The 23255-nt window shown below is 61.9% G+C and carries 19 protein-coding genes; 10 read left to right on the top strand and 9 right to left on the bottom strand.

Translation table 11 applies throughout. The annotated features are described in order from the left end of the window. Window positions 1-29 precede the first annotated feature (29 nt). Window positions 30-1715 carry a dihydroxyacetone kinase family protein gene (locus DBV08_RS15715; RefSeq protein WP_172436665.1) on the top strand — a complete coding sequence of 562 codons (1686 nt, stop codon included), beginning with the start codon at window positions 30-32 and terminating at the stop codon, window positions 1713-1715. Between the two features lie 101 nt (window positions 1716-1816). Then, the gene (locus DBV08_RS15710; RefSeq protein ID WP_095972336.1) at window positions 1817-3439 is read left to right on the top strand and encodes a long-chain fatty acid--CoA ligase; all 1623 of its coding nucleotides are present in this window, start codon (window positions 1817-1819) and stop codon (window positions 3437-3439) included. 86 nt (window positions 3440-3525) lie between these two features. Here DBV08_RS15710 and DBV08_RS15705 read toward each other — a convergent pair whose 3' ends face one another. The 3 genes from DBV08_RS15705 to DBV08_RS15695 are packed head-to-tail and all read right to left on the bottom strand — an operon-like array spanning window position 3526 to window position 6150. Next, window positions 3526-4152, bottom strand: coding sequence for a TetR/AcrR family transcriptional regulator (locus DBV08_RS15705; RefSeq protein WP_124568025.1), 627 nt, complete (start codon window positions 4150-4152; stop codon window positions 3526-3528). A 13-nt stretch (window positions 4153-4165) separates the two neighbouring features. Beyond that, entirely contained in the window at window positions 4166-4927 is a 762-nt protein-coding gene (locus DBV08_RS15700; RefSeq protein WP_095972334.1) for a 3-hydroxyacyl-CoA dehydrogenase, read from the bottom strand. A gap of 29 nt (window positions 4928-4956) precedes the next feature. After that, a complete protein-coding gene (locus DBV08_RS15695) occupies window positions 4957-6150 on the bottom strand; it encodes a thiolase family protein (protein WP_124568024.1) in 1194 nt (397 codons plus the stop codon). Window positions 6151-6482: 332 nt separating this feature from the next. On the opposite strand from DBV08_RS15695, the gene lanKC reads away from it, so the two are divergent. The 3 genes from lanKC to DBV08_RS15680 all read left to right on the top strand — a co-directional run bounded on the left by lanKC (window position 6483) and on the right by DBV08_RS15680 (window position 11813). Next, a complete protein-coding gene (gene lanKC, locus DBV08_RS15690) occupies window positions 6483-9101 on the top strand; it encodes a class III lanthionine synthetase LanKC (protein WP_260395607.1) in 2619 nt (872 codons plus the stop codon). Window positions 9102-9522: 421 nt separating this feature from the next. Continuing rightward, window positions 9523-10512 (top strand): hypothetical protein, encoded by a 990-nt coding sequence (locus tag DBV08_RS15685; RefSeq protein ID WP_124568023.1) that lies wholly within the window; start codon window positions 9523-9525, stop codon window positions 10510-10512. A 62-nt stretch (window positions 10513-10574) separates the two neighbouring features. Continuing rightward, window positions 10575-11813, top strand: a complete 1239-nt coding sequence (locus DBV08_RS15680; RefSeq protein WP_124568022.1) for an HNH endonuclease signature motif containing protein — start codon at window positions 10575-10577, stop codon at window positions 11811-11813. An 81-nt stretch (window positions 11814-11894) separates the two neighbouring features. Here the strand turns inward: DBV08_RS15680 and DBV08_RS15675 are convergent, their stop codons facing one another. Next, the gene (locus DBV08_RS15675; RefSeq protein ID WP_124568021.1) at window positions 11895-12782 is read right to left on the bottom strand and encodes an SDR family oxidoreductase; all 888 of its coding nucleotides are present in this window, start codon (window positions 12780-12782) and stop codon (window positions 11895-11897) included. Window positions 12783-13014: 232 nt separating this feature from the next. On the opposite strand from DBV08_RS15675, the gene DBV08_RS15670 reads away from it, so the two are divergent. The 4 genes from DBV08_RS15670 (at window position 13015) to DBV08_RS15655 (ending at window position 17655) form a co-directional block, all read left to right on the top strand. Beyond that, window positions 13015-14022 (top strand): diiron oxygenase, encoded by a 1008-nt coding sequence (locus tag DBV08_RS15670; protein ID WP_124568020.1) that lies wholly within the window; start codon window positions 13015-13017, stop codon window positions 14020-14022. A gap of 33 nt (window positions 14023-14055) precedes the next feature. After that, on the top strand, window positions 14056-15783 hold the full coding sequence (locus tag DBV08_RS15665; protein ID WP_124568019.1) for an FAD-dependent oxidoreductase: 1728 nt from the start codon (window positions 14056-14058) through the stop codon (window positions 15781-15783). Between the two features lie 211 nt (window positions 15784-15994). Continuing rightward, a complete protein-coding gene (locus tag DBV08_RS15660) occupies window positions 15995-16468 on the top strand; it encodes a Zn-ribbon domain-containing OB-fold protein (RefSeq protein WP_124568018.1) in 474 nt (157 codons plus the stop codon). Further along, entirely contained in the window at window positions 16465-17655 is a 1191-nt protein-coding gene (locus DBV08_RS15655) for a lipid-transfer protein (protein ID WP_124568017.1), read from the top strand. Before DBV08_RS15660 ends, DBV08_RS15655 begins: the two co-directional genes overlap by 4 nt. A gap of 30 nt (window positions 17656-17685) precedes the next feature. On the opposite strand, the gene DBV08_RS15650 is transcribed toward DBV08_RS15655, so the two are convergent. Next, window positions 17686-18492: an alpha/beta hydrolase gene (locus tag DBV08_RS15650; protein ID WP_124568016.1), complete on the bottom strand. Its 807-nt coding sequence runs from the start codon at window positions 18490-18492 to the stop codon at window positions 17686-17688. Window positions 18493-18660: 168 nt separating this feature from the next. Here DBV08_RS15650 and DBV08_RS15645 point away from each other — a divergent pair, with 168 nt between their 5' ends. Beyond that, window positions 18661-19608, top strand: a complete 948-nt coding sequence (locus DBV08_RS15645; protein ID WP_124568015.1) for a helix-turn-helix domain-containing protein — start codon at window positions 18661-18663, stop codon at window positions 19606-19608. On the opposite strand, the gene DBV08_RS15640 is transcribed toward DBV08_RS15645, so the two are convergent. Genes DBV08_RS15640 through DBV08_RS15625 form a run of 4 tightly spaced genes read right to left on the bottom strand, consistent with a single transcriptional unit; the run spans window position 19593 to window position 23225 of the window. Beyond that, a complete protein-coding gene (locus DBV08_RS15640; protein ID WP_124568014.1) occupies window positions 19593-20366 on the bottom strand; it encodes an ankyrin repeat domain-containing protein in 774 nt (257 codons plus the stop codon). The genes DBV08_RS15645 and DBV08_RS15640 overlap by 16 nt on opposite strands. 38 nt (window positions 20367-20404) lie before the next feature. Further along, a complete protein-coding gene (locus tag DBV08_RS15635) occupies window positions 20405-21340 on the bottom strand; it encodes an NAD(P)-dependent oxidoreductase (protein WP_124568013.1) in 936 nt (311 codons plus the stop codon). Then, window positions 21337-22404 (bottom strand): dihydrodipicolinate reductase, encoded by a 1068-nt coding sequence (locus DBV08_RS15630; RefSeq protein ID WP_124568012.1) that lies wholly within the window; start codon window positions 22402-22404, stop codon window positions 21337-21339. The genes DBV08_RS15635 and DBV08_RS15630 overlap by 4 nt, the downstream gene beginning before the upstream one ends. Window positions 22405-22442: 38 nt before the next feature. Further along, entirely contained in the window at window positions 22443-23225 is a 783-nt protein-coding gene (locus tag DBV08_RS15625; RefSeq protein ID WP_124568011.1) for an SDR family oxidoreductase, read from the bottom strand. Window positions 23226-23255 lie beyond the last annotated feature (30 nt).

Below are 23255 nucleotides of genomic sequence, written 5' to 3'. Positions count from 1 at the left end.
GAAGTCGACGTTAGACCTACTCTGAAGTGATGTTCATGCGCAGCGCAAAGACATTTGTTCCCGACGCACTCCGCGGGTTGATCGCATCCACCGACGACATCGCGTGGAATCCCGACCCGGGATACCTCACTCGCGCGACACCACTTCCCCGCGGACGTGTCGCACTCGTCTCCGGTGGCGGTTCCGGTCACGAACCCATGCACGCCGGATTCATCGGCGAAGGAATGCTCACGGCCGTCTGCCCCGGTTTGGTCTTCAGTTCACCCAATGCACTTCAGATCCACGAGGGATCCAAGGCTGCCGATGCGGGCGGCGGCGTTCTGCACATCGTGAAGAACTACACCGGCGACGTGATGAACTTCGGCATCGCGCGAGAGTTGCTACGCGAGGACAAGATCGACACAGACGTCGTGCTGGTGGACGACGACGTCGCGACGGAACGCGCGGACGGCAGCGGCCCGGGGCGACGCGGTACTGCGGCAACCATCGTGGTGGAGAAGGTCTGCGGCGCTTCCGCCGCCCGCGGCGACGACCTGGCCGAGGTGACCCGGATCGGACAACACGTCGCGCACTCCGCACGAAGCATGGCCGTCGCTCTGCGCCCGTGTACTTTGCCGGGGGCTGACGAGCCGTCCTTCGACCTACCGGACGGCCAGATGGAACTCGGTATCGGAATCCACGGCGAACGCGGCACAGAACGCGTGGACGCCCTGCCCGCACCGGAATTGGTGCAGCGGCTGACGGACCCGATCATCAAGTCCCTGAGTCTCGCCGAAGGTGATCGCGTCATCGCCGTCGTCAACGGTCTCGGTGCAACCCACCCGCTGGAGTTGCAAATACTGTTCGCCGAACTCGGAGAATATCTGGACGAACAGGGAATTCACATCGAGCGGACATTGATCGGAACGTTCGTCACTGCATTGAACATGGCCGGGGCATCCATCACCCTTGTTCGCACAGACAAAGAAATCCTCGAATTATGGGACGCACCAACAAAAGCGCCCGCCTGGCCGAATGCTATGGCGCGTGAGTACACCGGTGTCGGCAAGCGCGAATCATTCGGTCCCACATTCACACCCGACACCTCACGCACGGCCGAAAGCAGCTTCGTCGGCAGCTGGATTGCGGACTGGGCCGAAAAGGTACTGGAGCAGGAGCCGGCACTGACCGATCTCGATCGACGCGCGGGCGACGGCGATTTCGGAACCAACATGGTGGCCGCACTGGATCAGCTCGACATCTCGGCGATCCGTGACACATATTCCACCGCAACGATATTCGATGCAGTCTCACAGGCGTACCTCGGCCATGCCGGTGGTACGTCCGGTGCGTTGTTCGGCATCTGGTTCCGGCATTTCTTCCGCGTCGCCGCAGACTCGGCGGACTCCGAACTCGGCCTCGGTGCGATCGCGGCTGCAGCGCGGGCGGGGCTCGACAACATCACCTCGCTCGGCGGCGCACGCGTCGGCGACAAGACGATGGTCGACGCGATAGTTCCGGCGGTCGAGTCGTTGGAACAATCCGTGACCGCAGAAGCGGATCGGGACACTGCTCTGGCGAGCGCAGCGGACGCGGCAAGGGCCGGGGCGGAGTCGACCGAAACCATGCTCGCGAACCGCGGACGTGCAAGTTATGTGGGCGAAGCCGCTCGCGGAGTGGTCGATCCGGGGGCGCTACTCATAGCGTGGTTCTTCGCCAGTGCAGTGGGTCACTAGCGAGCACTTCGGAGCTGTGACTAATCTGGCAGCCACAGCACATCGTTTGTGACGGCCCGTGGGCAAAAGCACCGGTCTCACTCACCACACAGGAGCAGCCCATGCTGAGCACCATGCAAGACGCCCCCCTCTCCATTGCTCAACTTCTCCGCCACGGCGCCTCCGTTCACGGCGCCTCCGAAGTTGTCACGTGGACCGAGTCAGGCCCGCGCCGTGTGTCCTACGCTGACGTCGGCAAGCGCTGCGCACAGCTCGCACACGCCCTGCGCGGACTCGGGGTCGAGGGTGACGAGCGAGTCGCCACGTTCATGTGGAACAACTCCGAGCACCTCGAGGCGTACCTGGCGATCCCCTCGATGGGCGCCGTGCTCCACACGCTGAACATTCGCCTGTTCCCGGAGCAGTTGATCCACGTCGCCAATCACGCCGAGGACCGCGTGATCATCGTCGATCCGTCTCTGATTCCGCTTCTCTCCCCGCAGCTTCCGTCACTGACGACCGTCAAGCACATCATCGTCACCGGCTCCTCCACTGCAGGGCTCGAAGCTCCCGAGGGCGTGCAGGTTCACACCTACGAGGGCTTGATCGCCGATCAGCCCACCGAGTTCGACTGGCCAGAGGTCGACGAACTCAGTGCTGCCGCAATGTGTTACACGTCCGGCACCACGGGCGACCCCAAGGGCGTCGTTTACTCCCACCGTTCGATCTACCTGCACTCCATGCAGGTCTGCATGAGCGACGGCCCCAACCTGGCACAGGGCGATCGTGCACTCGCCGTGGTACCTCAGTTCCACGCCATGTCGTGGGGACTTCCCTACGCCGCATTCATGATCGGTGCTTCGCTGATCATGCCCGACCGCTTCCTCCAGCCTGCCCCGTTGGCAGCGATCATCGCCAGCGAGAAGCCGACGTTCGCCGCAGCCGTACCCACCATCTGGCAGGGGCTGCACCTCTACCTCGAGCAGAACCCGCAGGACATCTCCTCGATGCGCGAGGTTCTGATCGGCGGGTCCGCGGTACCGCCCGCACTCATGCACGCGTTCGAAGCCGATCACAACGTCTCGGTCCTGCACGCCTGGGGCATGACCGAAACCTCCCCGCTCGGATCCGTTGCCCGCCCGCCGGCCGGTGTCACCGGCGACGCGATGTGGAAGTACCGCTACTCACAGGGCCGCTTCCCGGCATCGGTCCAGGCACGTCTCATCGACGACGACGGTAAAGTTGTTGCACACGACGGTGTTTCCGTCGGCGAACTCGAAGTGCGCGGACCCTGGATCACAGGGTCGTACTACGGCGTCGATGCGGAAGACAAATTCAACGACGGCTGGCTCAAGACCGGCGACGTCGGATCCATCACGGCCGACGGCTTCCTGAGCTTGTCCGACCGCTCCAAGGACATCATCAAGTCCGGCGGCGAATGGATCTCATCGGTCGACCTCGAGAACGCCGTGATGGGTCACCCCGACGTCACCGAAGCTGCCGTCATCGGCGTGCCGGACGAGAAGTGGGACGAGCGCCCGTTGGTCGCGGTTGTTCTTCGCGCCGGTTCCGAGACCACGATGTCCGAACTACAGCAGTACCTTTCGGACAAGGTCGCCAAGTGGCAGCTCCCGGAGAACTGGGCTGTGGTTCAGGAAGTCCCGAAGACGAGCGTCGGCAAGTTCGACAAGAAGCGCTTGAGGGCCGACTACCACGAGGGCGGACTCGAAGTCACGCGACTCTGACACGGAGTGGATTCTGAAGTACGAATACCGAAGGTGGGCAACAGGTTTTCGACCTGTTGCCCACCTTCGTTCAGTCCGAGACACTTTTACGGACGATACCCGACCGTGTGCAATGCGATGTCGACGTACTTCTGCGCCAATTGCGACGGTGACATCGGGCCACCGGTCTGAAACCAACGCGGTAGCGACTGGGCCATGCCGAGTATGGCCCGGACAGTCTCTTCGGTGTGGGTGACCGAGAAATCTCCAGATGCCACACCGTCGTCGACGATCCTGCGCATGAGCAACTCGAGCCGCTTACGACTGGCGGCGTATCGGCTGCGGCTTTCCGGTGAGACATGCCGGATCTCGGTGTCCAACGCAGCATGCCGCGATCGGTGGGTCATGTAGAGAACGATCGCCTCCACCACCAAGGCGAAGCGTCGTACCAGGTTTTCGCCGGCTTCCGCCTCTGCCGCTTCGGTTCTGGTATTCAGCTCACTCATCGAGATCTCGAACAGAGCGACGAGGACTGCCTCTTTGTTCGCGTGGTGATAATAGAGCGCGGGAACGGTTACCCCGACACGATTGGCGATCTGCCGCACCGTCGTGCCGTGGTAACCGTTCTCGTCGAACAACTCGAGCGAAGCCGTCAGGATGTCGGTCATCACCAGCGGCGGGAAGGACCTCCAGTCCACGGCCACCGAATTCACCGACTCCACCTCGCCAGTCATGTATTGGCCGAAATTACCGCGGTGCCATACGGATTGCACCGTCGAGGCGAATCGTCTCACCGTTGAGCATCGGATTGGAGACGATGTGCGCAGCGAGCGCGCCGTACTCGCTGGGATCGCCCAGACGAGAGGGGTGGGGCACCTGCTGCCCCAGCGACGCCTGGGCGGCTTCAGGCAGTCCTGCCAGCAACGGGGTCTTGAACAGGCCGGGAGCAATGGTGTTGACGCGGATCAGCAGCGACGCGAGGTCACGGGCGATGGGGAGCGTCATACCGACGACGCCACCCTTCGATGCGGAGTACGCAGCCTGTCCGATCTGACCGTCGTACGCTGCGACCGAGGCGGTGTTGATGATGACGCCGCGTTCGCCGTCGATGGGTTCGGTCTTCGAAATACGTTCCGCAGCAAGACGAAGGACGTTGAAGGTGCCGATCAGGTTGACGTCGACGACCTTCTTGAACGCGTCGAGCGGGAAGGCGCCCTTCTTGCTGACCGTCTTGACTGCGTTGCCGATTCCCGCGCAGTTGACTGCCACGCGCAGGGGCCCGAGTGACTCGGCCACGTCGAGTGCAGCGGTGACCGCGGCCTCGTCGGTGACGTCTGCCGCCGCGAAGCGGACTCGGTCGCCGAGTTCCTTGGCGATGGCTTCACCGTTCGACGACGGAAGGTCGATGATGACGACGCTGGCGCCGTCGGCAAGAAGAGCTTTGGTGGTGGCCAGGCCGAGGCCGGATGCTCCACCGGTGACGACGGCGACGCTGTCGTTGACGATCATGAGAGTTCCCTTTCGAAAGGTTATGTGTTTCAGATGCGTTCGATGATGGTGGCGTTGGCCATGCCGGCGCCCTCGCACATGGTCTGCAGTCCGTAGCGTCCGCCGGTGGCCTCGAGATGGTTGACCATCGTGGTCAGCAGACGAGTACCCGAGGACCCCAGGGCGTGTCCGAGGGCAATGGCGCCGCCCCACGGGTTGAGCTTTGCCGGGTCGGCGCCGAACTCGTGAGCCCAGGCGAGCGGCACCGGGGCAAATGCCTCGTTGACCTCGTAGGTATCGATGTCGTCGATGCTCAGACCGGCGCGAGCGAGCACCTTGTGGGTGGCCGGGATGGGCGCGGTGAGCATGAAGATCGGGTCGTCGCCCGCGACGGAGAAGGAGTGGAAGCGTGCTCGCGGGGTCAGCCCCAGCTTCGACGCCATTTCTTCGCTCATGATCAGTGCCGCGGATGCGCCGTCGGTGAGCGGCGACGAGTTGCCGGGAGTGATCGACCATTGCGCCTCGGGGAAGCGCTGCGCGTACTTCTCCGAGTAGAACGACGGCTTCAAGCCGGCGAGGCCCTCGGCGGTGGTGGACGCGCGAACCGTCTCGTCGACGGTGTGCGAGACGGTCTCACCGGCGGCGTTGGTCACCGAGATCGGCAGGATCTCCTTGTCGAAGAGTCCCTTCGCCGCTGCCTCCGCTGCCCGCTGGTGGGACTGCGCGGCGAATGCGTCGAGAGCCTCGCGGTCGAACTTCCACTTCGCGGTGATCAACTCCGCGGAGATGCCCTGATTGACCAGGCCTTCGGGGTAGCGAGCCGCGATGCCCGGACCGGACGCGTCCTTCCCCATCGTCGTGGTGCCCATCGGGACACGACTCATCGATTCGACGCCCGCCGCGATCACGATGTCGTAGGCTCCGGCGATCACGCCCTGTGCCGCAAAGTGCGCAGCTTGCTGACTTGATCCACACTGGCGATCGATCGTGGTGGCGGGTACCGACTCGGGGAACCCTGCCGAGAGGACCGCGCTGCGGGTGATGTTGAGCGCCTGCTCACCGGCCTGGCCGACGCAACCGCCGATCACGTCGTCCACCAGGGCGGGGTTGAGGCCGTTTCGGGAAGTGATGGAACGCAGAACGTGGGCCATCAGTTCGACAGGGTGCGTCCCGGACAGTGCTCCGCCCGGCTTCCCCTTGCCGGACGCGATCCGGACTACATCGACGATCACTGCCTTGGTCATCTTCGTTCCCTTCGAGGACGTGCATTGCTGGGGCGGTCCGGCACCCGAGTTTCGTGGCGCCGGGCACCGGACCGAGATCGAGGGAGCACCCTGACTTAGCGCTCGCTAAACAATTACCACTGAGTTGATCCCCTCGTCAAGAGGAGGTCGCCGAACTCGAAACAAATGTGGGCCGATTGAAGCTGGGCGATCAGTGACCTCGCCTGGCCCACGCCCTTCCTTAGTACTTTCGAATGATAGGTATTCAATCTTCGCCCGAAATGTCCGGAATCGGATAACCTTCCGCCACAAGCAATCCAAGCCACAGGGGATTCGGGGCGTGGCATCAATCGATGACAACCGCAGGGGGACTGACCGGGAGGTTGAGCGTGGACCTGCGATACGTTGCCTTCACATGCGCCGACTCGCATTTCTACGACCGAATCAGAACGGTCACCCGAGCTGATACATCGACTGACCAGCACTTTATCCCCGCAAAGTCGGTGGATTGGTCGCTCTGGCGGCGCGGCCCCCAAAGCGGGCCGTGGAACTACTTCCAACCGACCGACGGTCTGCTGCCAGAACAAGGATGGAAGATTCACTGCTCCGCTACCCAAGCCAACGCGCAGGAGCTACTCGACACCGTTTCCGCGTATTGCGGCCGCAATCATGTGCCGTTCAAATTTCTTCGGACGGCAACAGACCTCATGTTGTCCAACAGCAAGCAGGCCAATCGAACATCCAGCGGAAAATTCATCACGATTTATCCGACGGATGGCGTTGCCACACAACGTGTCATCATCGAACTGGACGAGCTTGTCACCGGTGCCGACGGGCCGTACATCCTCAGCGATGTGCGATGGAACCGGGGACCGCTCTACTTGCGGTACGGCGCATATCTGCCCATGCAGACCTACGATTCATTCGGCGATAGCGTCCCGGCAATTCGGCGTCCTGACGGATCGCTCGAACCCGATGTGCGCGGCACTTCCTTCAGAACTCCGGACTGGGTACAAATCCCGGACTTCGTTCGCGCACAGCAAGACAAGCTGAAATCACGCGACGCCTTCCCCTATTCGATCAGTGAAGCCCTGCACTTCAGCAACAGCGGAGGGATCTACACCGCACAGGGTGACGCCGGCATCGATCTGGTCATCAAAGAAGGCCGACCCTTTACCGCCCCGGACGTCAACGGCCGATACGCAATCGACCGCCTTCGTAACGAGTACGACAAGCTGACTCACCTTGCCGACAACCCGTACTCACCTTCCGCGATCAGCCTGTTCGAGCGCGAAGGCCACCACTTTCTTGTCACCGAGCGCGCTCCCGGTACACCCCTGAATCAGGAAATCGCGATCCGCTATCCGCTCATCCGTGCCGACCAGACACTCAGTTCCCGAACGGAATACAGGACCTGGGCGCTCGACATCGCACTCCAGTTGACCACCGCGGTCGAGAGCTTCCACAGCGCCGGAATCGTTCATGCCGACCTTCACCCCGGCAACGTCCTGTGCTCACCCTCGGGTATTCGGGTAGTCGACTTCGAGATGGCACACAACATCGACGAGTATCCGCCCCGGTCCACCGGAGCACCCGGATACACCGCACCGCCACAGCTGAAAGGTGTCGATGCGGACCGCTACTCCTTGGGATGCATCGAGCTGGGACTCTTTGTCCCACTTACTACATTGTTCCCTCTCGATCACAACAAGATTCCCGAACTCATCGACTACGCGGTGTCTCGATTCGATCTACCTCGCACCTTCCGGGCCTCGCTCTACTCGATGCTCGACGTACACACGCCGGAACCGGAGAACCGCCGGCATCGTTGGGACACGTCGTCGAGGGAATCTCTGCAGCGTACGGACGCTCGATTGCGTTGCGGCATCCTCGCCTCGCTCGATCTCTCCCGCTCTGATCGACTTTTTCCCGGAGACATCGCCCAATTCGAAGTGAACGGCTACGGCATTGCGCACGGCTCGTGCGGAAACCTGCTCGCCGATGATCTGCCCACCGACACCTTGGAGTCAGTTCTGGAATGGACTGAACACCAGGTTGATTCGGATGCGCAGCCACAGTTCGGATTCTTCGACGGACTCGCGGGTGCGGTGCACACCTTTCGGCAACTAGGACGACACTCGACTGCCGACAGATGGGTCGAGACTTTGTGTAAAGCTCCACTCGACGAGCTCGATTCCAGCCTCTTCCAAGGCCTTTCCGGAATCGGCTGCCTTCTGCTCGAGGAATCGGAGTCATGTCCGGCGGCGTCGTCAGCGCTCGCTCTCGTCACCGAGACTCTGCGAGATCGCCTTCCGAAGGCTCGCGCACATGTTCGCTCTGACGACGGAATAGCTTGGGCGACAGCGGGTCGAGGCGGCTTGATGAGAGGTCCGAGCGGGCAAGCGTTGTTCTGGACTCGCCACTACGAACGGACCGGAGATCCTCGATCACTGGAACACGCACGACAGCTTGTCGACATCGACCTGTCCGTGATGCAGATGTGCCCTGACGGTTCGATGCAACTGAGAGAAGAGCGCCGGACAATGCCGTATCTGGGATCGGGATCCGTCGGTGTGGGCCTGGTGCTTCTACAACTTGTGCGACATGTCGACGAACCGCGCTATGCGTCTGCGCTACATGCCATAGCCCGCGCTGCCGCCGTCGAATTCACTGCCCAAGCCGGACTGCTCAACGGGCGAGCCGGGCTGATTCTCTTCCTCGGCGAACTCTCCAAGACTCCATATGCCGGCGCCGATTGCGAACAGACGCTTGCGCAGCAGTTCCAGCTTCTGGGCTTGCACAGCCTCGATCACGCAGGAGGCCTTTACTTTCCAGGCGAGCAGAATTTGAGGCTCTCGACAGACTGGGCAACCGGATCTGCGGGAATTCTCGCATTGCTCCGAGATACCGGATCGGCACCTCGCCGACCGTCGTTCCCACTGATGTGTGCGTCGAACTGCCACATCACCTGATTGTTCGACAGTTTTCACCCACGGCAGATTGGAGCACAGGAGTATCAGGCCAAGAACCTGAAATGGAAGCAGCACCGCAAGACAATTCGATCGATGACATCCATCGGCAAGAACGCCGATCAACAAAGGAAATGACAATGGACGCTATTCTCTCGCTTCAAGATCTGTCAGTCGCAGCCGGCAATGTCGGAGACGCCGGCCAGCTCGAGCAGAACGCGGCAATCAGTTCGCTCAGTTTCTTCTGCCTCTGACCTCGGGCCGATACCTCGGAGCAGGTCCGGGGTATCGGCTTTCGAAATCCATGTGGATCACCAAACGAACAGTATTGTTTCATCATGAGACGCATCCACACGTCACCGAGCTGCATTCGCCGATGATCTTCGCGACCTGGAGGCAATGTCGAGGGCAGATCCTATGGTCGTTGGCGGTGATATTCCTCCTGATCTTGACAGCCGCCGTTTCAGGCTGGTTCGTTCAGCGTTCGGGCGAGAGTTGGGACTTCGGGGGCATCTGCTCGCGCTGGTACGACGGAGGTGGCGGTTGCCGCGCCGACACCGCTCTTACCTTGACGGCGCTTCTTGTTCTTCTTCTTCCGTTTACCTCAGGAATGCTGGTGGGTGTCACCACTTTCTCCCGAGACTTCGAGCAGGGCCCCGAGAATCTCGACCTTCGCGAGTCCACCGGCCTTGTTCGATGGTATTTCCTGCGAGTCCTGGTGGCCTTCGTTCCCATCACCCTTGCGATGACAGTCCTGGGCCTGGTGCTCGGCTGGACCCATACACTGGGCCGGGGACAGGCAACAGATGAAGCCACCTCGTTTTCCTTGATGGAGTTCCCCAATTTTCAAACGACGGGAATCGCCGTCGGCGCCTACGCCTTTCTGGCGATGAGTACCGGCAGCGCAGCCGCATTGCTCATCCGCAACACCGTCGTCTCAATGGTCACGACTCTTCTCGTGTTCTTCATCGTGCCCGTCGCACTGAGCGCGATGGTCCGCGAGCACTACACGGCGCCCGACATTGACGTCCAACCCATCGACGGACTGGCCCGTGCAGCGGAATACGCACCGTCGCCGTATAGAAATCTCGACTCGAGATGGGTCATCGGAGCCGGCTTCGCCGATACGGACGGCAACATGATCGACGCCGACTACACAATGTGCTGGGGCTCAGACAATTCCGATCGCCAGCAGCAAGCCCTCGAAGTCGACAACTGCCTTCGAGAACAGGGAATCGATCACTATGCCGTGGTCTATCACCCGCAGAGCCGGTACTGGCATTTTCAGTTCATCGAGACTGCCGTGATGCTGTTGTGCTCCGGGTTGATGATGGCGCTCGCACTCGTCGGCGCACACGGACTGCGCCGGCAGCCCGCCGAGAACCGACTGTCCGAAATGCCGAAATCGGTTTAACATCAGCAGTTTTCGATCAATTTCTTCTTGTGTTCGAATCTTTGTTCGAATATGATTGCTGCATGGACAGTCGGGAAGCGTGGCAGCTGGATGGCGAGGACCTCAAGGGTGAGGTTCTGGATCTGGTGCGTGTCCGGCACGAGTTGCAGTCGCGGTTGGTGTTGCTGATCGTGGAGATGTTTTCCCGGGAGGTTCTCGGTGGGAAGGGTTTTCGGGCGATCGCGCAGTGGTTGCACGGGTCGACGAATCTGGAGATCGGTGAGTGCAGTCTGCTGGTCGGGTTGGCGCGATTGTTGATGCTCGAACCGGTGGTGGGCGATGCGTTTCATCGCGGTGATGTGGATGCGTTGAAGGCGCGGCAGGTGGCGTCGTTTTGTCAGCATCCGCCGAAGAACATGACCCTGGCGGATGTGGAGAAGGCTCGCGGGATCTTGTTGGGGTTGGCGTCGAAGAACATCGTGGATTGTGATGCGGTGCGGGCTGCGATTCGGCGGATCGAGAAGCAGTACGGAAACCGTGAGGACGGTGTTCCGGTCGGGGAAGACTCGGAGCGCAATGAGTTCTACGCTTCGAAAGGCCTGTACGGGCGGGTGACAGTCAAGGGTGATTTGGATGCGGTGAACGGGGCCCGGTTGATCACGCTGCTCTCGAGTCTGTCGGCTCCGACACCGGAGAAAGACGGCGTCAAAGACACCCGCACGCCGGCATTACGCCGGGCCGACGGGTTCTGCGAACTACTGCGCCGGTACGAGCGGGCGGGATTGGGTCCGATCGAAGGTGGGGTGAAACCGCACATCACGGTCACCGCCAGCGCCAAAGACATGACAGATCTGCAAGCTTTGAAAGACCTCCTGCCGTCGACTCAGGAACTGGGGTTCGCGTGGACGGATTGGGTGGGCCCGATCAGTATCGACACGGCCCGGATGCTCGCCTGCGACTGCACCGTCACCCGAATCCTCCTGGACGAGAATGGTGTTCCGCTCGACTGCGGCAAGGAAGCCAGAACCGCGACGGTGCCGCAAAGGCGAGCGTTGGCGGTTCGTGACGGCGGGTGCGCGTTCCCGGGGTGCGGGACACCGTCGGGGTGGTGCGACGCTCACCATATTGTTCACTGGAACGACGGTGGCCCAACAGATCTCGACAATCTGATCTTGTTGTGCGGCCACCATCACCGGACACTGCACCACACGGAATGGAGAGTGGAGATCGGAGCGGATCGGAAGTCGGTGTTCTATCCGCCGATGTCGATCGACCCGTATCAGCACCCGATCGGCGGGAACAGCCCACCCACAGCGGCGTGAATCGCGACAATTGAATACATCAGTACCGGGGACGAACCATGCCCCGGTACTGACGCGCGTTTTTGGTCAGATCCCAACCCTTCAAATCCCAGCTCTACGCACGAGTGAATCTGTAGCCGAGGGAGATACGACGTCGATCGCTCGTAACAGCCCCGCGTACCGCGGATACAGCTCGACGGGACGCGTATTGATCGCCCGCAAGATCCACGATGCAGCTTGACCGGCCGTCAGCGCCGGCTGGCTCACGTAATCCGCCGTCGGCGCGATCATCGGTGTTCGTATGAGCGGGAATTGCACTGTGGTGACGTCGACGCCAGTGCCGTGACATTCCGCGCCGAGGCTTCGGCCGAAGGCACTGAGCGCAGACTTCGACGCGTGGTAGGCGCTGAACCTCGGCATCACCCCGGCAGTGACTCCCCAGGTTCCGACGTTGATGATGTGCCCGGCCTTCGCCTCGAGCATCGCGGGCAGCAGACGCAACGTCAGTCGTGTAGGTCCGAAGTAATTCAGCGCCATGGTGCGCTCGTAGTCGTGGAATCGGTCGACCGAATCCAACGCAGTACGCCGGATCGAGCGACCCGCATTGTTGACGAGGATGTCGATCGACCCGAATCGATCCGCGATCGTCTCCGCGAGTTCGTCGACGGCTTCACCGCGGGAGAGGTCCGCAGGCACGATGTGCGCCCACCCTCCCCTGCGGTGGATCTCGTCCCGTACGTGTTCGAGGTTTTCCTCACCGCGCGCGACCAGGATCATCTCGGCTCCCCGACGAGCCAAGAGATGAGCTGTCGCCTCGCCGATCCCCGAGGAAGCTCCCGTCAGAACGATCGTCTTGTCGGAGAGCGTGACACCGCGTGACGGAACAAGAGAGCGCAGACGCGTCGGCGGACTCAAGGCAATATTGCTGAGCAGCGTTCTGATCACATCGGCCTCGGTTCGATCTTCGCGTGCGTTTCGGTGCGAACCCATCCCTGAACAGCCAACTTCGAGCGCACCGCGGAAATTACTCAAAAGTAAGTTATGGCGCCGTTTCGACCGTGTCAAGAATTCGTCGAGATCCAGGAGTATCTGCCACTAGCTTTTCCTGATACCTCGGGTTACATTAAATCCAGACCGAGTGCCAGCGATCACACAACCGGCCCTCGATTCCACCGAACACCGCGAGAAATACCAGCGGTGACCGAAACGAAGAGGAGACGCCATGACGCTCACATCGCCGCTCGACAAGCGCGGAGAAGCATCCGACGACTCGTACAACGAGACGCTTCGACTCCTGTCCGAGGGCTCGGTGCACAAGCACTTCGACCCGTACCTCGACATCGACTGGGACTCCCCCGAGTTTGCCGTCGTCCCGAACGATCGCCGTTGGATCCTCCCGGCCGAGACTGACCCGTTGGGTGCACACCCCTGGTACCAGTCGCAGTCCGAGGCCAAGCAGATCGAAATCGGCATGTGGCGCCAGGCCAACGTCGCGAAGGTCGGTCTCCAGTTCGAGAACATCCTGATCCGCGGCATGATGCAGTACGTCTTCTCGCTGCCCAACGATTCGGCCGAGGCGCGCTACTGCACGCACGAGTCCGTCGAAGAGTGCAACCACACGATGATGTTCCAGGAGATGGTCAACCGCATCGGTGCCGACGCTCCCGGCATGAGCCGTCCGATGAAGATGCTTGCACCCTTCATCCCCCTTGCTGCGGGTCCGTTCCCCGAACTGTTCTTCGTCGGTGTCCTCGCCGGTGAAGAGCCGATCGACCACATTCAGAAGAGCATCCTGCGCGCCGGCGGCCAGATCCACCCGATCATGCAGTCGGTCATGGCCATCCACGTAGCCGAGGAAGCACGTCACATCTCGTTCGCTCACAAGCTTCTGAGCCGTCGCATCCCGCTGATGTCACGCCCGAACCGGTTCGTCCTCTCGCTGCTGTTCCCGATCGTCATGCGCATTCTCTGTGACGCCATCGTCATCCCGCCGAAGTCCTTCTGGAAGCAGTTCGACATCCCGAAGTCCGTGAAGAAGGACCTGTTCTGGGATCTGCCCGAATCGCGTCAGACCCTGCGCAACTACTTCGGTGACGTCCGCATGCTGGCCACCGACACCGGCCTGATGAACCGTGCCTCGCGCCTGGTGTGGAAGGCCTGCAAGATGGACGGCCGCGCATCACGCTTCCGCAGCGAACCTCACCGCAGCTCGCACAACGCCGCCGCGTAGCTCCCGGACAGTCGAGATCGGACTCATAGCGCCATGCCACACGTAGTCACGCAGTCCTGTTGCAGCGACGCCTCGTGCGTCTACGCCTGCCCGGTCAACTGCATCCATCCGACGCCGGACGAGCCGGACTTCCTCACCGCCGAGATGCTGCATATCGATCCGCAGGCCTGCGTCGACTGCGGCGCATGTGTCTCGGCCTGCCCGGTCGATGCCATCGTCCCCGAATCGAAGCTGACCGATCCTCAGCGGGTATTCCTGTCCATCAATGCGGACTTCTACAAGGAAGAGCGGCCTCGGCCGCTTCTCGCCAAGGTCATCCCGGCAGCGCACGTCGACAAGGGCCGACCGCCGTTGCGAGTTGCGATCGTCGGTTCCGGCCCGTCCGCGATGTATGCCGCGGACGAGTTGCTGACGCAGCCCGACGTGCAGGTCAACGTTTTCGATCGCCTTCCCGTGCCCTACGGCCTGGTCAGAGCCGGAGTTGCTCCGGATCATCAGAAGACCAAGCAGGTCACCCGCTTGTTCGACAAGATCGCCGCACAAAAGGGTTTCGAGTTCTACCTCAACGTCGAGATCGGCAAGCACATCTCGCACAGCGAATTGCTCGAGAATCACCATGCGGTGCTCTACGCGGTCGGCGCATCGTCCGATCGTGGCCTCGGCATCCCCGGTGCTGATCTGCCGGGCACGGCCTCGGCCACGGACTTCGTGGCCTGGTACAACGGCCACCCCGATCACGCCGACGACGTCTTCGACCTCTCGCATCGCCGCGCCGTCATCATCGGAAACGGAAACGTCGCCCTCGACGTCGCTCGCATCCTGACGGCCGATCCCGAGAAGTTGGCGGGTACCGACATCTCCGCTCACGCACTCGCCGCTCTGCGGAAGAGTCGCGTCGAAGAAGTTGTCATCGTGGGTCGACGCGGAATCGCGCAGTCCGCGTTCACAGTCCCCGAGTTCACCGGCCTGATGGCACTGCCGGACATCGAACTCTCTGTCGGACCCGACGACATGGTTCTCGACTCGGCCACCGAAGAACTGGCAAAACGCGGCGAGCTCCCGCATGCCGTCGAGCAGAAGTTGCGTCTACTCGAAGCACTGAAGAACCGCGATCACGTCGACGTCGGCAACAAGCGCATCACGTTGCGCTACCTGCTCACGCCGACGTCGATCACCGGCGACGATCAGGTCAGTGGAATCGAGTTCGCTCGCAACGCCCTGGTCGACGGCAACGGAACCGTACAGATCGAGGCGACCGGCGATACCGAGACCATCGATGCCGGTTTGGTCCTCACCTCGATCGGCTACCGCGGAGTGCCCATCCCCGGCGTCCCGTTCGACGAGCGGGCTTCGGTCATTCCGAATGAGAACGGCCGCGTCCTCGAAGCTCCGAACGGCGATCCCGCCACCGGCGTCTACGCGACCGGTTGGATCAAGCGCGGACCGAGTGGATTCATCGGCACGAACAAGTCTTGTGCGCAGGAAACGATCAGGACGCTCGTCGACGACTTCAACGACGGCCGCCTGACCAACCCTGTCGCCGACGACTCCGCGGTCGATCGTCTGGTCCGAGCTCGACAGTCCGACGTCGTCGACCGTGAGGGCTGGCACGCCATCGACAAGGCAGAGTTGGAACGCGGCGCTGCGCACGATCGCGTCCGCGAAAAGGTTCTGGATCAGGTCGAGATCACCTCCATCCTCGACGCTGCGGCCCGGGTGAAGCCGACTCGTCGATTCGGTCGGCCCGTTCGCGCTCGCTGATCCACCACAGGTAAACAGCTACTTTCACGCACACGGCCCCGCCTGCAGACTCGTCTGCCCGGCGGGGCCGTCTGCGTTCCGGCAGCGTCCCACTCAGCGAAAATTTATGCCCGTCATCGGCCGAAATCGTGTAATACTGCAACCTGTTCCAGTAAGCGGCACAGCGGGCCCCGATCCCCCGGATCAGGCTCGCCAACCAGATGAGGATTGCATGAGCGAGACTGCAACGCCGACGCCGAACGGGAGTGTGACACCTGCAGTAGAGGGTTGGTTCACCACCGGCGACGAACCTGCACTGATCGGCACGAAGTGCCAATCCTGCGGCACCATTTCCTTCCCTCGTGAGGCGACGTTCTGCAAGAACCCGAGCTGCTTCAGCGAGGAGTTCGACGACGTGGAACTCTCCCGCCGCGGCACCGTCTGGTCGTACACCGACGCGCAGTACCAGCCCCCGCCGCCGTACATCCCGCGCTCGGATCCGTACGAGCCCTTTGCTCTCGCAGCAGTTGAACTACCCGAGGGCATCGTCATCCTCGGCCAGGTGGCCGACGGCTTCGGCGTCGACGATCTCAAGGTCGGCAATACCGTCGAGTTGGTAGTCGAGCCGCTGTACACGGACGAAACCGGAGTTCGTACGACGTGGCGCTGGAAGCCTGTCGCCGCCGATCAGGAGTCGAAGTCATGAGCAAGGACGTCGCAGTACTCGGTGTGGGCTTGCATCCGTGGGGCAAGTGGGGACAGTCGTTCGTGAAGTACGGTGTTGCCGCCGCTCGCGCCGCGCTCGCCGATTCGGGCGTTGACTGGCAGGACGTCGACTTCATCGTCGGCGGCGAAACTGTCCGCAACGGATACGGCGGATACGTCGCCGGAGCCACGTTCGCTCAGGCCCTCGGCTGGAACGGCGCTCGCGTCGCCACGTCGTACGCAGCGTGCGCGACGGGAGCCCAGGCACTCGACACAGCTCGCGCACGAATCCTGGCCGGCCTCAGCGAAGTTGCCCTGGTCGTCGGCGCGGACACCACCCCCAAGGGTTTCCTCGCTCCCGTCGCCGGTGAGCGTTGGGACGACCCGGACTGGCTGCGCTTCCGCCTCATGGGTATGACCAACCCGGCGTACTTCGCGCTCAACGCGCGTCGTCGCATCGACCTCTACGGCGCCACCGCGGAGGACTTCGCCAACGTGAAGGTCAAGAACGCCAAGCACGGGCTGGGCAATCCGAATGCGCGCTACCGCAAGGAAGTCACCGTCGAGAACGTGTTGGCCTCCCCCGTGGTGTCCAATCCTCTGCATTTGCTCGACATCTGCGCGACCTCCGACGGCGGCGCAGCAATCTTGCTGACGTCGATGGAATACGCCCGCAAGATGGGCATCGCGGAACCTGTTCGCATCAAGGCTATTTCGACGGTCACGCCGACGTTCCCGCAGACGATCATGGACATGCCGAACTTCTCCACCGATTCCAGCTCTGCCGTCCCCGCTCCGGAGCGCACCTTCAAGGAATCCATCGGCTACGCCGCGTACGAGGAAGCCGGGATCTCTCCCGAGGACGTCGACGTCGCCGAGGTCTACGACCTCGCCACCTCGGTGGAACTGGACTGGATCGAAGACCTCGCCCTGTGCAAGCGGGGCGAGGCGGAGCACCTTCTGCGTGCGGGTGACACCAGCATCGGTGGCCGCATCCCGGTCAATCCGTCCGGTGGACTTGCGTGCTTCGGCGAAGCCGTTCCCGCACAGGCACTTGCGCAGGTCTGCGAGCTCACCTGGCAGCTTCGTGGACAGGCCGAAGGCCGCCAGGTCGAAGGTGCTCGCATCGGAATCACCGCCAACCAGGGCCTGTTCGGCCACGGCTCCTCGGTGATCGTTTCCGCCTGACCCTGTTCTTCTCTCGTGGCGGTCGCTCACTCATCCGTGAGCGGCCGCCACGATCACGTCTGCCACTGCCCCCGGCTGTGAAACCAGCGATGCATGCGACGTCGGGAGTTCGCTCGTGTTCGCTCCCATCCGATTTGCCATGAACCGCTGCGCCGTCGCAGGGATCACTCGGTCTTCACCGGCGACCAGATACCAACTCGGTGTGTTCGCCCACGACGGAGGCCCGCCGAGCTCGAGGTTCGCCCACAGAGCCGCGGACTTCTGATGCGCCAACATCGTTGCCGCTGTCTCCTCGGAAACGTCCTGAGCGAAGACGGAATGGAAATACTCGTCCGTGACATAGCCGTCGACGTTCTTACCGCCGATCGCGTGAGGATCGTCCACGATCTTCAATCCCAGAGCCGGCGGCAGCAATTGGCTGCCCGGGAATCGAATCGGATCGATCGTGATCTGTACCGGTTCTCCCTGAACCGGAGCAAACGCCGCGATGTACACCAACGACTGCACCTTCGGATCGTGGACGTTGGTGATCACCGCTCCGCCGTACGAGTGGCCCACGAGCACGACGGGTCCGTCGATGTCCGCAACCGTCTTCTCGATCACGGACGCATCGTAGGCAGGCCCACGCAGAGGATTGTCCGGTACCACGACTCGATAGCCGCGCGAACGTAAGTCGGCGGCGACGCCGTCCCAACTGGTCGCGTCGGCAAAGGCGCCGTGAACCAGAACGACAGTCGGCTTGGGGCTTGCCACCGCGGCACCAGAGCCGAAGATCAGTCCGGCCGCGACTGTCATGAGCATTGCCAGAACTGCTGTGAATACACGTGAGATCTTCATGCGTTTCCTTCACTCTCGTCGAAAAGCGAGAAACTGCGGTAAGCCGGGACATGCCCGTTTCGATCCTAGAAACACCGCGTGCGACGGACATGACTGTCCGTGCAGACTTCTGGGCTCACACTGCACAGCTTCTGGTTGAGCGTCCGCATCGCGGGGTATCAAGCCTGCATGGCTTTGCTCCTGGATACCTCCGTGTTGGAGCCTGACCAACGCACGGACGCCTTTGTCGACGCGATGGGTCGCGCCTCGGTTCCGTGCGCAATCCACGTGGAGAACCCGGATCGGGTGAGCGCACGAATGAACGTGTGGAATCTGGGCGCCGCATCACTGTTCCGCTCCCAGTCGACCGGGATGCGATTGACCCGTGCCCCACACCACGTCCGGTCCACATCGATGCCCGTTCTTGCGATTGCTCTGCAGGAGAGTGGAATCGGCCATCTCGACCAGTACCAATCACAGCGCAGGGTCCCGGCCGGTGAACTCCTCATGACGGACCTGACCTCGACCTACGATTTCTCCTGGTCGGGAACGGGCGCTTCCCAGTGCCTCTACGTTCCGATGGATCGGCTGGGATTGCCGATCGACACCGTCCGCGACGCAGCTACCCGGCCTCATCACAGCAACCTGTACCCCTTGATGATTGCGCACGTTCGCGAATTGTTCCGTGGCGCCGACCTACTGGACACCGATCCTGCGGCCGAACAACTGGGTGAGGCTTCGATCGAACTCGCGCGCGCGTTGGTCACCTCGATCGCGCATGCGAATCCGCACGTGTCGACCCCGAGATCGGCACTCGCCATGACCTCGATCCGTCGATACATCCGCGAACACCTTCACGATCCGGCGCTGCATCCCGCACGAATTGCCCACGCCCACAACATCTCACTGCGACAGCTGTACAAGATCTGCTCGGACAACGACTTTCGGATCGAACAGTGGATCATCACCCAGCGTCTGCGGAAGGCTCGTGAAGAACTTCGTGGACCGGCCACCGCCGGCCTGCCGATCGCGGCCATCGCCCACCGGGCAGGCTTCGTCGACGCCGGCCACTTCAGCCGACGCTTTCGGCAGGCTTACGGAGTCAGCCCGACTCGTTGGCGTCAGATCCGCGATTGAAGCAGCGCCACAACGTCTGTCTGACCACGACTTTCGGCATTGTCCAACGCCGTCTTTCCCGACGCATCCCGGATCGAGGGATCTGCCCCTGCGTCGAGTAGCTGAGTGATCACATCGACATAGCGCGCGGATCCGTCACCGTAGACAACAGCTTCGAGTAGGGCAGTCCACCCTGGATCATTGACGTGATCGACCGGGACCCCGGCAGCGATCAGCATCCGGACCGTCTCGACATGCGCGTGTTCACTCGCGGGAATCAGAGCCGTACCGCCGTAACGGTTCACGCTGTCGACGTCCGCGCCGTGGGTGAGCGTGAGCGCCAGAATCTCGTTCAATCCCTCGGCTCCGGAATACAGGAAAGCCGAATCCTGCATGGAGTCCTTCGCATTCACGTCTGCCCCGGCAAGAATCAACGTCGACGCCGCGGCGACGGCGTTGTTCTTGGTGGCCTCGACGAGCGGAGTACGTTCATCTTCGCCGCGAGCTTCGATGTTCGCGCCGGCGCCCAAGGCAGCGGTGATCGCTGCCGGATCATTGCGGTCCACAGCGTCGAAGAGGGCGCGTTCGGATTCCGGCGTCGATGGTGGCAAGGCACTCGTAGGCGGTACACCCGTAGGCGGTACGGCTGCCGTGGTAGTCACAGACGACGAGGTAGTCGGCGCCACCGAGGTGTCGGAAGAACTGCAGCTCGTCACAGCTCCGGTCACCGACGCCGCGATGATTCCGCAAGAAAGGACAGTTCTCGACATCCGCTTCATGGAACCAGTCTTCCACAGCCGGCCGAATGGACTGACGATCAAAGATAGGGCGACATCTTCAGCATCGATCGTCTCACCAACGGTTTGACCGCCGGAATGATCCACCGTTTCCAGCCGAGCGTGGCTGCGATGTCGGCGGTGATGTCGTCAAAACTTCGGCTCTGATACCGCAACAACCGCTGACTTTCCTCGGTGTCCACCCAGTCGGTCACGTACTCCTTGCCACTGAAGGCACTATCGGGCAACGGTTCCAACCCCATTGCCCGCAGCATTCTCGCCAGATATTCGCGATAGGTCACCTGACAAGACTCACCACCACCGACGAAGAGCACCCGGCCCCATACCTGCGGCGTCTCCAGCGCGTTGGCAAGTGCGACAGCAGCGTCGTCGGGGTGCAGCACTTCGATCCTGTTGTCCAAACCGATCTCGAACATGATGGGATCGGCTCCACGCGCGCCGATGATCGGAACGTCGGCGAACCGCGGTATGAACCACGTCAGACCGGACTCTCGCACTATGCGTTCACCCTCGATCTTGTGGGCGGTGTACCCATCCGTCGCCTCGAGTGGATCATCCACTCTACGAGGAGGTTTCCGATGCATCGTTCGGCCGTGAACATCGAATGTCGATGCAAAGACAAGTTTGGGCGGATCACTCTGCGACAGCGCTGCCGTGACGACGTTACGGGTTCCCTCGACGTTGACCTTCTCCGCACCAGCAACATCGAGCTCGCTGGCGGGCGGAATGACTGCAGCCAAGTGAACTACGACCTCGATACCCGCCACTGCAGCCTCGACCGTCTGGTAGTCACGAATATCTCCCCAGACCGTTTCGACGGCACGAAAGGCACTCGCCCGCTTGCGATCCTCGGGAGTTGCCAGCGCAAGACAACGAACATCGTGGCCTCGGCGCACGAGCTCCGCCAGAACGTGCGAACCGATGTTCCCGAAGGCTCCGGTCAAGAGCACCTTCATGATCGGATGGTGCCTCGCCCGGCGACAAGGGGGAGATCCAGCGCCGAAACGAGCCCGGCCTCGATCCCGTCGAGCATCGGAATGGCATTGATCGCTCGCATTCCCGTCGCCAGGCACCCTCCGGTGATCGGATCCCCGTCGAGCGCTCCACGGAACGCCGTTTCCTGCGTGATGTCCGGACTACCTTTGATGATGACGCGATAGACGTCGTTCTCCACGGAAGTTGCTCTGGGCCAGTGCGTTGCTGCGTCGTTGGTGATGCGGTTGACGTGCTCGATCACGATCTTCGCGTCGTCTCCCACCCACCCGCGGATCTCGAATCGGACTGCGGCACATTGGCCAGGCTCGATGACTCCGAACGGATACGTGATCGGTTCGGTAGCCGCCCACTTCTCGTACACGGTGTCGATGCGGTCCAACTTGACCCCGACGGCGTCGGCGATCATCGGAATGGTGTGACCCCATGCGAAGATCAGCACCTCGGGAATCTCGAGTACCGCCGGCGTATCCACCGAGACGCCGATTCCCATCGTCGAACTGTAGTCACCTGCGTAGTTCGCATAGTCCAACAGTTCCTGCACCCGTACGCTGTCTACGCGGCCACACACCCCCATGAGCGTCAGCGGGAAGAGATCGTTGGCAAATCCCGGATCGATTCCCGTGGTGAAGCACGACTTTCCGCTTTCGCGACACGCCTTTTCGAGGTCCACGAGCATTTCTTCGGGGCAGGCCTTCGGGTAGACCAACGGCGTCATCGACGTCGACACCACGTGCTTACCCGACAGCAGGGAGCGCGACATGTTCGCGATGTTCTCGACGGCGAACTCCGCAGTCGGACCGAAGTATGCAACGGCGTCGGCATCGACGGCCAGGGCTGCCTCACTGTCGATCGTGGCTGCCAGCCCCACCGGCTCGACTCCGATGAGCGTGCCGACGTCGACGCCGTCCTTGTCGGGGTTGTGCACGATCACGCCGACCAGTTCGAATTCGGGATGATCGAGCAGTTCGCGGATGACCAACTTACCCACGACGCCCGTACCCCACACGATGACCTTGTGTTTCATTGCAGTGCAGTCCTTTCCGGAACAGAGCCGATAGACGGTCAGCGAAAGAACTCGCCGCCGTTGACGAAAAGCGTCTGCCCGGTCAACATCCGGGCGCGGTTGGAGGCGAAGAAGACCACGGCGTCCGCTACGTCGTCGTCTGCCGGGATTTCACCGAGCGGCATGTTCTTGCTGATCTCGGCGATGATGTCTTCTTCGGGGACCCGACGGTCGGCGGCCGCGAGCCCGACGTACAGCTGTACCGGCGGTCCCCACATCCAGGTCGGGACCACGGTGTTGACTCGGATTCGATACTGTCCCAGTTCTTTTGCCAGCGACCACATCGCTGCATACAGCGCACCTTTGGACGTCGCGTATGCCGATTGCGGCAACTGAGGATGAAACATGGCCTGCGAGCCGATCATGACGACGGCGCCGCCACGCTTCTTCAATTCCGGTAGCGCCGCCTGCGTCAAAGTGAGAGTTCCGATGACGTTGACGTCCAACATGGCCTTCCAGGCACTCAGATCGGCACCTTCGAGCCCACCGAACACGTCCTCCTTGGCTGCGACGTTGACCAACGCGTCCACTCGCCCGAAACGTTCTGTGGCGGTGGCGATCAACCGTGAGCACGACTCCGGATCGGCGATGTCCGTCACCGAGTAGGCGACGTGAGCACCGGTCGGATCTATCTCCTCGCAGACGGATTTCAAATTCTCTTCGGTTCTCGCGCCGAGTACTACGTTGGCCCCGTCACGGACTGCAGCCAATGCGATTTCACGCCCCAGGCCGGTTCCGACGCCGGAAATCACCACGGTCGAATCTTCGAGCAATTGAGTCATGACGCGCACCTCCACAGGGCACCCGATGGA

The organism is Rhodococcus sp. KBW08 (assembly GCF_003852455.1).
Lineage (GTDB): Bacteria > Actinomycetota > Actinomycetes > Mycobacteriales > Mycobacteriaceae > Rhodococcus_F > Rhodococcus_F baikonurensis.
This window is presented reverse-complemented; position numbering and strand designations above follow the sequence as displayed.